Raw genomic sequence first — 13,068 nt, 5'->3', positions numbered from 1 at the left:
GCGAGATTGGTCACATTGACCTGACGATTGATGGCTTCATTCCTATATCAGCCATCGAAAAACAGGATACAGAGGCAGAGCCCGGAGATGGCTGGTATATATTATTTTCCGACTTTGTATTTTCGGGAGTATCTTCTCACACCCTTACCGCTGTTCTATCCAGTGGTGGTCAGATACTTGATACCTGGACGTTCGTGCTGTATGCCATTTTAGGAGGTTAATATGCCAAGCTGGGAAGAAACACAAAAAATGATAAGGGAGGCCAAGACCCCCCGTGAAAGAGCCGAAGCGGCGAGAGCTATGGGTGAACATATACCGCAGCAGGAGCAGAACAAGCACCTGGTCACCATGAGCAAGGGTGGGGTCAACGCGGTGAGATTAGGGAATCTCCCCGATGCAATGCAAAACCCGGAGGTATATAACAGGGTAAAAAAGGCTGTGGGAGGTAAGAAATGACCAATAACGACTTGCAAAAGCTGGCGCCGATGTCTCCCGCTTCAGGCCCGCCTTTACCCTGCGGACTGGGAGTGCGCTGGCCGTGGGGTAGTATGAGCAGGCCGGCCCCGGCAATGCTGGCAGACCCGGCGATACCCTCTTTCATGCCGGGGAAGTCCCAGCGTCCTACATTGCTATCAGTGCCGGCCATTCCAGCACCGATGCCGGGGCAAGGGGCTGCCGCCCCCAATGTAGCCAAATGGTTCCTTGGCGACATTATCAAGATGAACGGCAAGCTCTATACCGTTCACGCCATGGATCCTTATGAGCAGAAGTACCTGCTTGGTGACGGGGCATATCCCCAGGATGTCGTGGAGAATTACTGGCGATACACCTCTATAGTTGACCCGGTATCGTCCTATGTTGACCATGTGACGATAATTTATTACGAATAGGAGGCTCAATGATCTCGACAATCTGTTTGGCCTCCTTTGATTTGCCGAGTCACAGCAGCAGTGCGTTCGTCCTGCGTTATATAGTACCCCGCTGTCCCGTAATGCTTTACGGACCCATGGCGCAGCCCGGCTTCTTCGGCCTGACTTCCCCGATATCCGATTTTATTTTAGGCACCGGCCATGGCAGTGACCGGGAGTATTGTGCGCAAAATGAAAGTATTATCTGGAAGGTCGGAGAATATAATCCGGGTCAGGTAAGGGGAAAGGTAGTCAAGCTGCTCAGCTGCAATACAGGGATGATGCTCGGTCCGGACTTGATAAAGAATGGGGCAAGGGCTTACCTCGGTTATGATGATGATTTTCTCTGGATCGCGGATTCCATTTACTACCCTGTGCCGTGGGAGGATAGAACTGCCGCCGCCTGCCTGATGCCGGTGATACAATCACTCAATGCTCTTCTTGACGGCAGCACCTGTGCTGAGGCGATTGCTATAGAACGCCAGGGATACCTTCAAAATATCGAACGTACTGATAACGAACTTTTAAGTTCGCTGCTGGAGCATAACAATAACCATACCGTGATATACGGCGACCAAAGTGCCACCATCACGCCGAGGCCGAAAGTAACGCCCCCGATACCGCCGCCCCCGCTATTATTGTAGAAAATATGCACGTTGCCTCTTGACAAATACAGAAAAACTGTTTAGACTAAAATCGTTAGCTTAAAACAAGTTAATAGGGTTCACACAAAAGAGGGGGCGAACACTTTCGACTGAAAAAGTCTGAGGGTTCGCCCCCTCTTCTATTCAGTCAGGTGTTCGCCCCCAGGATTAAAAAAGGAGGTACATCCTTATGAAGCCCCATGAAATAGTCGGTCAAGTAGCCGATGGTATTGCCGGAGCGGTCAAGGGCGTAGGCAATGGACTGGTGAGGACGGTGGAGGGAGTGGGGAGCCAGATCAATAGCGTGCTGAACAAACCTTTCGAGATGACCATCCATAAGGATGGACCGCAGCAGATCGTCAACAACCTTGCCACGGGGACTCTGAACGCGGCATCAGGTTTGGCGGATTCCGGCATAAACGCCCTGCAAAATGAAGGCCGTGCAATCATGGGAGCCCTTGATGAGCCGGCGAAAGAGTTCGGCTTCCCGCCCGACATGGGCTCTTTCTCAATGCCTTCATTACCGAGAACGAAGAAATAAAAACTTCAATATTATAAAGGAGGTCTAATCTTATGGCCACATTACCCAGCGTATTAGTTGCACAAACGGGCGTTCCGTCTCAGATCGAAGCGAAATTCACGATGCTGCCGAAGCTGTCAACCATGATGTCCCAGTTCGCCAGCATGTTGCCCGCAGGCCCCGACCTTCCTCTGCCGGCGCAGGTGACTACCGCTCCGACCCTGCCTGCTCTACCCGACATTTTCACGGGTCCGGCGCTCACGGGTAGCAGAGCCACCAGGGCCAGGGCCGACTACATGGGTCCCCAGGCGGAACAGAACAGGGTCATAGTCATGCCGGGACAGCCCCCGATCGGACTCCAGACCCAGAGGATTCCCGTTCCCATACCCGCCGGCCAGCTAACCAATACCGTGGTTACCAGAAGGGGCGTCTAACCCTTCTCGAAATAATTAAGGAGGAGTTATTTATATGGCTTATGATAATTTAGTTCTCAAGACCTCTGTGGTTGATGCCATGATGGCTGCCGGGATGTATCAGTCCGGCGGGAAAACAACCCAGGAAAACCTGCTGACCGTCGCCCCTGACGGCACGACCACCACCCATATCATGGCGGAAATCGACTACTACGACCTCATGATTTTTGCCGATGAGATGGACATCATCCTGAAACTCCAGAACCCTCTCATCCAGAACTTGGTGGCCAAGAACGCCCCTTCGATCGCCCAGCTTATCCGCGGTGTGAACTATAACACCCGGTCCGGCTATAAAGGCTCCAGCGGCTCCGGTAACGCCCTGGATGCCATATTCTTCCATGAAGGGCAGTTCCAGAACCCTGATGCTGCCGGTATTGCCCCCCGGACGACATGGGTAAGGAACGTGGCCGCCGCTGCCAACCTCCAGTTCATCTGCCAGCCTGACGCACTCGGCGCCAACACCCATGCTGCGTTGCAGTTGGGGAATAACGAAGGATTTGCCCTTCTCGGCTTTGCCAATGAAGCGGCGGCTCCTATTACCACGACCGAGCAGCACCAATATCTGGGTGTGAACTATAACATCCAGAACCTGTCGTACAGCCTGGCCAACGCCATTTACGGCAACAGCATCATCGAGCTGAAACAGCCGCTCCTGGTCTGGCCGAACGAAACCGTGCTGGTCAACGTCCGGTATTTCACCAATGGTCAGGATGAACTCCAGCCGATCGGGCTGTGGATCAAGACGGCCGCTAACCTGCGCAACATGGCTAGCAGCTAAATACCGGTTAATATAGCGATAACCCCCGGCATGCAAATATCGGGTATGCCGGGGAGGAATCCCGGCATTACCGGGATTAGTAACCTAATACTAAGGAGGTATTAGCGAAATGATGGATTTCAGATGGCTTCATGACCTGTGGCTGGGCAGGAGAATGCTTGGCCAGATAACCGAGCGGCTAACGGCTCTGCCGATATCAGGCAACCTGTTTACCGTGGCCGGCGGGAAAATCATAGTCTACAGTATCGTCGGCACCATTACCGCCGCTTGCGACGCTAACGCAACTGCTACCAGCTTGGTGGCGACGCCTACCGTAGGTACAGCAGCTGCTATGTGCACACCGACCAACATTGCCAGTTATGCCCTGGGAGATATTCTCGGCATTACCGGTATCCCGACCGATGCGTTGCTGCCGGCGGCTACCGGAGGCGCCATCCCGGCGCAGACCGTGGGCGTCGTAGTGCAACCGGGTACCATTGATATGCTGGTTGCTGTGGCGGGACAGGTGACTGGGCGTGTCCGATGGACACTCCACTGGATGCCTCTGGATACCGCTGCATCTGTGCTGCCTGCTTAAAGGTAAAATAATGGAGGGGGCGTAACTGCCCCCTCCAAAAGCAAGGAGATATTCTATGGCTTGGTATGACAAATTAGGACTTGGTATCAAGGTTAATCGCGCTGCAGCCGCTGATCCTCAGAACGTATGGCAGACTCTGTTCACCGTAGCAGGTGGACTTATTGTTGTAAAGGCTATCGTCGGTGTTAGGACAGTGATCCAGGCAGGTGGCGCCTCCACAATGCAACTTCGGCATTCGGTTGGTGGAGTATTTGATGCTGGGACACTGTCTGTTGCTGCGGATACCGTCGGAACCGTTTACTACCTGACCGGAGATACCACTGATCCGATTATAAGTGGTGTCGGTGGACTGCTTGTTATCGGCGGTAGGGTGGTAGCCACATCAACGAGATATGGTGGCTTTGAGTCAAACCTCATTGTCGGCGCAGGCAATATTCAGGTTACCATGACCGCCGCTGCCGGCACTGGCTCCACCAGATACATGCTCTGGTATACTCCGCTGGATGATGGCGCCACAGTGGTTGCTGCATAAATGAAAATAATTGAGAGGGGGCAGAAATACCCCCTCTCGGATTGGTGTACTAATTACAACCGTCTCCATCTGGTATTGAGGAGGTAAGGAAATGCCAGGAAGTTATTCAGGTGCATGGTGGGATAAAATAAATGCTATGGCCGGGGTGGCAAACTCACCCGGTCAGGCGTTTTTCCTTGAAGGAAATACGGGTAACGATAACAACGTCGGCGATATACCGACAGCGCCGCTAAGAACGTTTGCGGCTGCTCTGGCCAAATGTGTCGCCGGACGGGGAGACTATATCTATGTAATCGACGCATGGCAGGACGCCTGGCCCGTTCTTATCAATAAAACCAGGGTCCATATCATCGGTATGAGCGTCAATCCCAGCAACCCATTCGTGTCTCTAAACGCTCCGGCGGACACTGCCATATTTACACTCCAGGCAGAAAGCAATGACGCCGAGATCGCCGGGTTCAACTTCGGTGGTGGGGCAACTCACGCTGGGATTGAAAACGTGGGTGGAACACCAATGGGTGTCTATATCCACGATTGCCAGTTCGGGCATATATTTGCCGGCAATACCCCGCAGGATGGTATCAGGATCGGCCTTAATGCTACCGCACTCCGCATCGAAAAATGCACATTCCTGGGGACAACCCCCGGCACCATAACCAGGGATGGTATTAGATTCGCCGGCGCCGGCAACAGTATCAATGGTGCTATCGTTAATTGCCTGTTTAACGAGCTCCCGGGCGTAGGCATCAACGGCGTATCCAACATGAGTGGTTTTGAAATTCTGAACAACCGTTTCGGCTATCCAGTCGATAATGCCGGAGCGGCAATAACGCTGGCCGCAAACTGCCATTTCAATGTCATCACCGGCAACAATGCGAACGTCGGTAAAGCTGTCGCTGGCGGCGTTCTTGCATACGTAGACGGCGCGGCAGATAATCACTGGACAAATAACTACAAGGCTCTTACCGCACAATTGCCAGCATAGCTAAAAATAAAATAAGGGGGAGGGTTTCTCTCCCCCTTCATAATGGCAGTTTACCAAGTAATCTATTTCTACTCTCCAGAGGGAGAGAGCTAGAGAAATTGGAGGGAAGTATGATAGAATTACGTCCATCCCCCGTAGCGTCGGTTTCGCCCGGATATCCAGCATTACTCCAGCCAGGGTACTATGTGAAATATTCCGACGCCTGGCCCGCGACGCTGACTCAGGTAACTTATCAGGATAAAAACGGAATCACGCGTGGCAAACTGGTGCAGATACTGGTAACCAACCAGGTGCCTTACGACTTATCCTATAAGATACCGGCTAATGACTTTCGGGATGTAGATTTTTCCAACACGCTGAGTCAGTTCAACGAAAACCTGTATCCTATGAACATGAAGACCTTGTACGAGACTCAGATCGGTTTCAAAGACGGGGACTACCTGAACATCTTTTACATCCCCGCTGGCGAGTATGTAAGCCGGCTGGAACAGCCCAGCATGGTGCCTAACGTCGCTTCGCCCACGTTAAGATACCTGGGCGCCAAGAAACCGACCGACAGCCCGTATGACGACAAACGCATTTATTTTTATTCCGTCTATCAAATGGAGCCTTTTATCATGCGCGTTTTCGTAGATAACGGCGTGGACTTTGAAAAGTGCACCATCGGGCTGAACATCAACAAGTGCTATACCCAGGAAATACCGCCAGGCAGCACGAACTACGATGAGGCGTTGAGGAAAAGCAAAATCATAAGATATTACTCGGAGGAGCGTTGGCTTTAGTATAGTATTGTATCATCTTTGCCAATATGCTATAAAGGAGGCGCATTATGCCATCAACAGTAGTCCAAATGAACGTAGCCACACGCACGCTGGTTACCGAGAAGCTGATATCCAAATGTATACCCTCAGCCATATTTGTTGATAATGTCCATGGGGCCAGCGATGCCGATCTGGTATTCAATGATGTATTTACGCCCTCGGTGACCAACAATGTAGTATTTCCCACACCGCAAACTATCCCTCGCCTTCATATAAACGTTGCGGCCGGGGAGTGCATTTCGACCATGGATTTTATCAAGCCGGATCTGGAGTTTCTCGGTAATGTTCAGGTGGTTGTAAACGGGGGTGTCGCGTTACCTCTATGTTATGTGTCATTCATCTATAACTTCGCGAAATATTAGGCGCATAGGGGAGGAACAATGGCTGACGAAGAGTTGCTGAACGGGTTGCAGAGCCTTATAACACAGCAAACTGCTATTATTGACCAGCAAAGGCAGATGCTGTCTCAAATAGGAGATATCGTAGGCAATCTAAAAACGGGAGTTAGCCGCGGGCAGATGACACCTTCACCCGTAAACATATACCAGCACTCGGCCAATCAGATACCGGCCTCACCCGATCCTTACGACTCCGATTTCATAGAGTGGGCATGGGGACCCGATCTTTCCATCCACATCTGGTCGCAGCTTGATCGTGTGGTTACAGTGGAAGTGGTCGGCAATCTCACAAACTCCATATTTACCAGCGAAAATATTAATGGCCCTATTGCCATATTCGCTAACAGCAACCGCGCTATAATCGTTGACAGGGAAGACTGGAGACCATTTGTATGGTGCAGGGTAAGAGTCCCGCTGTCACCTTCGCAGGGGATTATTAATATTACTTATAATATAAAGTCCTAACAAGGGAATATTGAGAAGGAGGTAACCGCCGGTAGCTCCAAAAGAAAAAATCCCGGTGTAAAGATATGGCATATAGAAGGAAATTATTGCTGGTATTACCTCAAAATATAACGCCCCAGCCGTGGCATACCCAAAACTATCCCTACGAGTTTATTAATGATACTGCCGTTCACTATTCATCCGGCGTAACTTGCGACGTGTATGACTGGAAGAGTTTTCAGGTCTCTTTGATAGACCAATCGGGGCATGTGGGAGCGGCGCCAAATCTATCGATATGGATTGAAGCCGCTCTGACTCCTGTGGAAAGTGTCACCTGGGTATCCTCGGCAGGCAGGCCCGGCCCCCAGGGGCAGGGTGATGTAAACGGCGATGGCATGGTTACCCAGGCCGATGTAGACCTGATCGCGCAAATTATTGCTTTGACCTATGTTCCGAGCCCCGCCGAAACCTTTCGAGCCGATGTTAATGGCGATGGAGTCATTGATGTCCTGGATATCGGCGCCGCCCAAAGATTGATAGCTGGCAATCTTGTGCCCAGTGTTATTGCGCCTGGGTGGCCCACGTTGGTTGTTTCTATGCCGACATTCGGGCAGGTGCGAGCGCCGTTAGTGGTGGCAGGCGCTGGTGCAGCCGTGGCCACTGAACGTGCGCTGGCGATGATGTTCGATGAATACTGTTGTTATGCGAGGCTTTGTATTCAGGCGGCTTCGGTTGTTGCCGGAGCCTCTTGGCAGGCTAAAGTATATTTCGCCAGCAAATCGGGCTAGGAGAGTATCATGGCGACTTATCAAGATACATTTAACGGGATATGGATATTAAACTCGACTATTGGGCAGTGGGTGCCCGTCAGTTCCTTAAATCCTGTACCGGTTGTTTATACCCCCGGCGCTAAGGTAATCACTCAAATAATAAACCTTGTCTCTATTGCAGCCGGAGCTACCACGACTTTGGCGCAGTGCGCGGCCATTGATCTCCACAACAGCGGCTACCAGACGCTCGCCATTACGGTCGAGGCTATCTACAATGCCATAGCCACCAGGGGAATAACGGTTCATGTAAGGACTTCGCGTGACAATGTTAATTACGACACGATCGACTGGGATTCATGGATTCCCAGTTTTACTGCCGGTATTAGTATCAGGCAAACCAAGGTCTATTCGGTCGATCCTGCCTATATTAAAGTACTCATCGAAAACTTAGATCCGGCGCAGACAGTGACAGGCGTCATGGTCTATTCAACGGTAGGATAATAATATGAAAGAATCAAGCAGACCACCGCTGGACGAGCTGGTATCGCTGAAACAGGCGACTGTGGTTTATGAGGGCGTAACCACGGCACCTGGAGCTGCCGGTGGCAACAGCCTCATCGACGCCGGGCTCATTGGCTTCGGCGCCAACACCTTTCGCAGTTTTGTAATTCAGATAAACCCCGCATTTCCTAATTTAGTGGATGCGGCGGTAGCTACCGCCTTCAACAATGCGACCGGAGAAATTACCGTCGATGTCAATTTCAAAGGCGGTCAGGTCCTGGCCGGGATTGCATATAAGGTTATTACTCCATCTCCGACATCTACTACCATCGTTGCTGATTTGGGAGTGCCGGCACCGGATGGCATAATCAATATTCTGGAACGTGATGCCATCGGTAATAAAACTGACACAGGGATCACGGCGTCCACCAACACCGCTTCGATCATAAGGTATCTCAAGGGTATTATGGATACCTTATTAGGCTATGAGGGTGTTACTCCATTAGCTAACAAGCTCACTGCCGCCAGGGCGGGTTATCTGGATTCTTTGCCCAATACGCAACATGAAACTGAGTGGGTCGTAGGCTCGACCATCGAACAGGTGTCCTCGGCTGCGGCAACAAATCTCACAGCGTCATCCGTTACACCAACCTTTCCCGCCGGATCAACTCGGGTCAGGGCCATTCTTATTGCCTCTATCCATGCCGCCAACCAGTCGGCCAACACTCATAATGTCAGTCTCAAGGTGCAGGGGCAAAAAGCAGCCGGCGGCTATACCGACTTGCTTGACCTCACCACTCAGACATCTCTGGGCATGGTCAATCTTATCGGTGCCAGCGATGGCATTAGTCTGGCGATAGATGTTACTGCAAAAGTCGATGCCTCTGCTGTCCAGTATGACTTTAGATTCGTGGTAGACAGCGACAATGCTAATGCTGTCAACTATACCCAGAACTTCGTCTTGGTACTGGTCTATACGATTTAGGGGGATGCATGGGATTAGTCGCCAAGCACCTGTTATATAAGGGGAGAATTATCGGAAGTGGCGGTGGTGTCGCTCCCAACGACATCGCCGTCGCTCACTCTACAAGTCCTTATGTCAGTGCGTATCCGTGGACGCCCGGGGCAGGCTTCGGGGTAAAGTATGCCGATCCCGCCACCCTGCCTGCCTCTACCGGGTGGGGTGTAGCCTATTGCGGTTCCACGGACATCGCCGTCGCTCATAATAGCAGTCCTTATGTCAATGCGTATCCGTGGACGCCCGGGGCAGGCTTCGGGGTAAAGTATGCCGATCCCGCCACCCTGCCTGCCTCTACCGGGTATGGTGTAGCCTATTGCGGGAATACCGACATCGCCGTCGCTTCCTTCGCCTCTCCCTTTGTCAGTGCGTATCCGTGGACGCCCGGGGCAGGCTTCGGGGTAAAGTATGCCAATCCCGCCACCCTGCCTGCCGGTGTCGGGTTTGGTGTAGCCTATTGCGGAAATACCGACATCGCCGTCGCTCATGAGACCACTCCTTATGTCAGTGCGTATCCGTGGACGCCCGGGGCAGGCTTCGGGGTAAAGTATGCCGATCCCGCCACCCTGCCTGCCTCTACCGGGTGGGGTGTAGCCTATTGCGGTTCCACGGACATCGCCGTCGCTCATGATACCACTCCTTATGTCAGTGCGTATCCGTGGACGCCCGGGGCAGGCTTCGGGGTAAAGTATGCCAATCCCGCCACCCTGCCTGCCGGTAACGGGCAAGGTGTAGCCTATTGCGGGAATACCGACATCGCCGTCGCTCACTCTATAAGTCTTTATGTCAGTGCGTATCCGTGGACGCCCGGGGCAGGCTTCGGGGTAAAGTATGCCAATCCCGCCACCCTGCCTGCCTTTACCGGGCGTGGTGTGGCCTATAGGAACTAATCAAAAGGAGGTAATATGACATATCAGGTATTAAGCCAGGATGAGCAGGATGACATCATTGCTTCGTTTATGCTCTCGCAGGAGAGAGACAAGTTTTGCCATGAGTTGAACCTGGCAAGGTATGAAGCGATGCTGGAGGTTTTACCCGAAGGGGAATGGAAGCAAAGGGTGGCTAGTCTGCGTAATGAAACGCAAAAGCGGCTTGGTGAGGTCAACGATATCATCGCGGCGTCTTTAGTCTCCATGCCGTCAAGTGAGAGGGTGGAAGCCTCAAAGCAAAGGATGGTATCAAAAGAGGATAAACAACAATAGCTGTGGGTTTGCTGTCATGTTATCATAAAAAGGAGAGGTCGAATTAATGGCTATTACGCTGGTTCCGGCATCAGGGAAAGCAGGCGATGTCCTGCAATATTCGGGGTCGCTTAAGCTGCCCGATGTACCCGCAGGATTTCACCGCATGAGCCTGGTATTTGACAATGGCGATATACTAGATTCGGGAGGACTAAATATCATGCCTGATATTCCCAGTCTGACCGGAGATCAAATCAAGGCGGTGTTTAGAGCGGCGTTTCCAGATACTGTCACCCCTGACCAAAATTTTAAACTTGGGAACGCAAAGTATAAACCGAGCGACTATGCCAGGACGGATGAGATCCTGGCGGATATGCCGGCCTATGAACCGGACCAGGATTTAATATTAGTCGGCCTGGTTGACTGCACTAATTACTCTAAAATATTATGGGGAAAGCTACTTGAACCAACTGACAGGTGGGCGGATGCTATATTTTTGGTAACATTAACATGGTCGGATGACAAAGGGTCTTATGGACACAGGTTGGTTGCCGAGACAGACGGGAATACCGTAAGAATGATCGACCTGTTGATCCCCCTGAGTTCTCCGGCCAGGAAAGCGTTTTCGCCACCATCGGGTAAAGCATTAAATTATCTGGCGGATTAAGGGGGCCAGAAAAAGGAGTATAAGATATGGATATACAGGAATGGTTGCCATTATCACCCGACAAAGGACCGCCGTTTCCGGCCTTCCTGAAACTCTATTGGCCATGGTATACTCCCGGCGGAGAGATACCTGATGGGGAGATACCGGAGGGTTGGGCGCCGATCGACATAGTTTGGTCGGCGGTCAGTCTCAATCCCGATGTATTGATATTACCGGGGACGGTGAAGAACCCTGGTGCCGCGTTCCCGGTGTCGCCGGCGGGGATGGCCTGCACCGGCGAGCTATATTTAAGCAAAGATGGGGGGGTAACGAAGGCAGCTACCAGCGGCGCCATAGAGTTTACCTCGACCGGAGTAAATCAGACGGTGACTTTTCCGATAACCGTACCTGCTCCTGGGGGATATGCCTATCAGGCGTATCTCGTTATCATGTCCGAGGGACAGGTGCTGGGGCAGTACATTGGTACTGACAAGGTTAATGTTCCGTCGGTCGGGACGCCGACGATCAGCTGGTAAAGGGAGGGTGAGATGCCTAATTTTACACCCGGTGCTTTAAAAACAGCGGTGGTGCAGATCCCGGTGAGTCCGGCAGGGCTGTCATGCCAGGCGGTGCTCTTCCTGGGACCGGACGCAAGCACTGTTGCGGCTACGTCAGGTGAAGTAGCCTTTGTTTCCACGGGAAATCAGCAGCAGATCAGCCTGCTTGTAGTCATGCCGGCGAACATAGGCACTTACCATGTCTATCTAGGCATCTATTCAGAGGGGGCATTGTTGACTGGCTTTGCCGGCAGCGAGGATGTGGTGATAATGTCCCAGGGTGAACTATTAACTGTCACTGATCTTACTGTTAATCCTGCAACGATTAATGTAGGGCAGCCTGTGACCATTAAAGCATCCTATATCAACAATAACTCGTTCACTCTCACTGGGCCGTTTGATTTTCCTATCGATAGTCCCGTTTTGGAATCCCCTGTTTTTTGGGATTACACCACGGGGTTAGAGGTCGCCCCCGGAGAATCTCAGGAGCTAATCAGGGAATTCACGCCGCAGAAAGCGGGAATATATACCATACGCGCCGGCGCCTTGAGTGTTCCTCTGGAGGTAACGGCGTTTCTACCGTCCGGCACAGCGACGGTGAATGCCTATGCGCCTCGGTTAGGGCAGAATTGGATCGTCCGAGCCTCTGTATATAATACGGGGGAGATTCCTTACACATATAGATGTGTTTTTTCTTTCGCTGATCAAACCAAAGAGGCTGCAGTAACAGTCAATCCAGGCAATCAGCCGCCATTTGGATTCACCAACAGTCCGCCGGTTACTTTTGCTGTGCCTTCTCAGCCGGGAACTTATGTGATTAAACTTGATTTGTATGTTGGTGACCTGTTGCTTTACAGTTATTCCGGCACCTACATACTTAAATAGGAAAAATGTGCATTGTCCTGTCAGACAGGCGCCGAGAGGAGTATAAGGCATGGAAATATCAAATTGGTATCCGATGTCGCCCGACAAAGGGCCTCCACTGCCGGCGTTTCTGGGCATTTACTGGCCTTGGTATACCACTGGCGGGGAGACATCTGCTGATCTGGAAATAACAGACTTGACCGTTTCTCCTGCAGAGACAAACCCCGGGAGCCTGGTGATTATCAGCTGTACGGCAACCAATATTAGTGGTGCGGCAGGTTCGTTTACGGTAACTTTGGGGGGTGATTTTGCAAAGACAACAAGAATAACGTTACAACCGGGAGCAAGCACATCGGTCGGTTGGAGTGTCACGGCGCCGGCTGAATCAGGCACTTACCATGTCAGCGTTGATGGCCTCAATGGCCAGTTTGTGGTTATTGCTCCCTAGAGG

At 51.8% G+C, this 13,068-nt stretch carries 22 protein-coding genes; all 22 read left to right on the top strand.

The features are described from left to right. A partial coding sequence (locus tag PHI12_06990; protein ID MDD5510535.1) for a hypothetical protein occupies positions 1-221 on the top strand: 221 nt, incomplete at its 5' end. 1 nt (position 222) lies between these two features. After that, positions 223-456, top strand: a complete 234-nt coding sequence (locus PHI12_06985; GenBank protein ID MDD5510534.1) for a hypothetical protein — start codon at positions 223-225, stop codon at positions 454-456. Beyond that, positions 453-890, top strand: a complete 438-nt coding sequence (locus PHI12_06980; GenBank protein MDD5510533.1) for a hypothetical protein — start codon at positions 453-455, stop codon at positions 888-890. The genes PHI12_06985 and PHI12_06980 overlap by 4 nt, the downstream gene beginning before the upstream one ends. Before the next feature lie 8 nt (positions 891-898). Further along, positions 899-1,552, top strand: coding sequence for a hypothetical protein (locus PHI12_06975; protein ID MDD5510532.1), 654 nt, complete (start codon positions 899-901; stop codon positions 1,550-1,552). 190 nt (positions 1,553-1,742) lie between these two features. Continuing rightward, on the top strand, positions 1,743-2,093 hold the full coding sequence (locus PHI12_06970) for a hypothetical protein (GenBank protein MDD5510531.1): 351 nt from the start codon (positions 1,743-1,745) through the stop codon (positions 2,091-2,093). 32 nt (positions 2,094-2,125) lie between these two features. Then, the gene (locus PHI12_06965; protein ID MDD5510530.1) at positions 2,126-2,506 is read left to right on the top strand and encodes a hypothetical protein; all 381 of its coding nucleotides are present in this window, start codon (positions 2,126-2,128) and stop codon (positions 2,504-2,506) included. A 34-nt stretch (positions 2,507-2,540) separates the two neighbouring features. Beyond that, positions 2,541-3,323: a hypothetical protein gene (locus tag PHI12_06960; GenBank protein ID MDD5510529.1), complete on the top strand. Its 783-nt coding sequence runs from the start codon at positions 2,541-2,543 to the stop codon at positions 3,321-3,323. A gap of 109 nt (positions 3,324-3,432) precedes the next feature. Further along, positions 3,433-3,900, top strand: a complete 468-nt coding sequence (locus tag PHI12_06955) for a hypothetical protein (protein MDD5510528.1) — start codon at positions 3,433-3,435, stop codon at positions 3,898-3,900. A gap of 55 nt (positions 3,901-3,955) precedes the next feature. After that, complete coding sequence (locus PHI12_06950) at positions 3,956-4,432, top strand: hypothetical protein (GenBank protein MDD5510527.1); 477 nt, start codon at positions 3,956-3,958, stop codon at positions 4,430-4,432. 91 nt (positions 4,433-4,523) lie between these two features. Further along, positions 4,524-5,417, top strand: a complete 894-nt coding sequence (locus tag PHI12_06945; protein MDD5510526.1) for a hypothetical protein — start codon at positions 4,524-4,526, stop codon at positions 5,415-5,417. 110 nt (positions 5,418-5,527) lie between these two features. Further along, a complete protein-coding gene (locus PHI12_06940) occupies positions 5,528-6,199 on the top strand; it encodes a hypothetical protein (protein ID MDD5510525.1) in 672 nt (223 codons plus the stop codon). 47 nt (positions 6,200-6,246) lie between these two features. Then, positions 6,247-6,600 (top strand): hypothetical protein, encoded by a 354-nt coding sequence (locus PHI12_06935; protein ID MDD5510524.1) that lies wholly within the window; start codon positions 6,247-6,249, stop codon positions 6,598-6,600. Positions 6,601-6,618: 18 nt separating this feature from the next. Next, positions 6,619-7,101 (top strand): hypothetical protein, encoded by a 483-nt coding sequence (locus PHI12_06930; GenBank protein ID MDD5510523.1) that lies wholly within the window; start codon positions 6,619-6,621, stop codon positions 7,099-7,101. A 65-nt stretch (positions 7,102-7,166) separates the two neighbouring features. After that, positions 7,167-7,868, top strand: a complete 702-nt coding sequence (locus PHI12_06925) for a dockerin type I repeat-containing protein (GenBank protein ID MDD5510522.1) — start codon at positions 7,167-7,169, stop codon at positions 7,866-7,868. A gap of 9 nt (positions 7,869-7,877) precedes the next feature. Next, a complete protein-coding gene (locus PHI12_06920) occupies positions 7,878-8,351 on the top strand; it encodes a hypothetical protein (protein ID MDD5510521.1) in 474 nt (157 codons plus the stop codon). 4 nt (positions 8,352-8,355) lie between these two features. Then, entirely contained in the window at positions 8,356-9,336 is a 981-nt protein-coding gene (locus PHI12_06915) for a hypothetical protein (GenBank protein MDD5510520.1), read from the top strand. A gap of 8 nt (positions 9,337-9,344) precedes the next feature. Next, on the top strand, positions 9,345-10,259 hold the full coding sequence (locus PHI12_06910; GenBank protein ID MDD5510519.1) for a hypothetical protein: 915 nt from the start codon (positions 9,345-9,347) through the stop codon (positions 10,257-10,259). 15 nt (positions 10,260-10,274) lie between these two features. Beyond that, positions 10,275-10,571, top strand: a complete 297-nt coding sequence (locus PHI12_06905) for a hypothetical protein (GenBank protein ID MDD5510518.1) — start codon at positions 10,275-10,277, stop codon at positions 10,569-10,571. Between the two features lie 46 nt (positions 10,572-10,617). Beyond that, positions 10,618-11,217: a hypothetical protein gene (locus PHI12_06900; protein MDD5510517.1), complete on the top strand. Its 600-nt coding sequence runs from the start codon at positions 10,618-10,620 to the stop codon at positions 11,215-11,217. A gap of 26 nt (positions 11,218-11,243) precedes the next feature. Continuing rightward, positions 11,244-11,732 carry a hypothetical protein gene (locus tag PHI12_06895; GenBank protein ID MDD5510516.1) on the top strand — a complete coding sequence of 163 codons (489 nt, stop codon included), beginning with the start codon at positions 11,244-11,246 and terminating at the stop codon, positions 11,730-11,732. Positions 11,733-11,744: 12 nt separating this feature from the next. After that, positions 11,745-12,638 carry a hypothetical protein gene (locus tag PHI12_06890; GenBank protein ID MDD5510515.1) on the top strand — a complete coding sequence of 298 codons (894 nt, stop codon included), beginning with the start codon at positions 11,745-11,747 and terminating at the stop codon, positions 12,636-12,638. A 49-nt stretch (positions 12,639-12,687) separates the two neighbouring features. Beyond that, positions 12,688-13,065: a CARDB domain-containing protein gene (locus PHI12_06885; protein ID MDD5510514.1), complete on the top strand. Its 378-nt coding sequence runs from the start codon at positions 12,688-12,690 to the stop codon at positions 13,063-13,065. Positions 13,066-13,068 lie beyond the last annotated feature (3 nt).

This window comes from Dehalococcoidales bacterium, assembly GCA_028716225.1.
Lineage (GTDB): Bacteria > Chloroflexota > Dehalococcoidia > Dehalococcoidales > UBA5760 > UBA5760.
The sequence above is the reverse complement of the archived record's forward strand: the minus strand, read 5'-3'. Positions and strand labels throughout refer to the sequence as shown.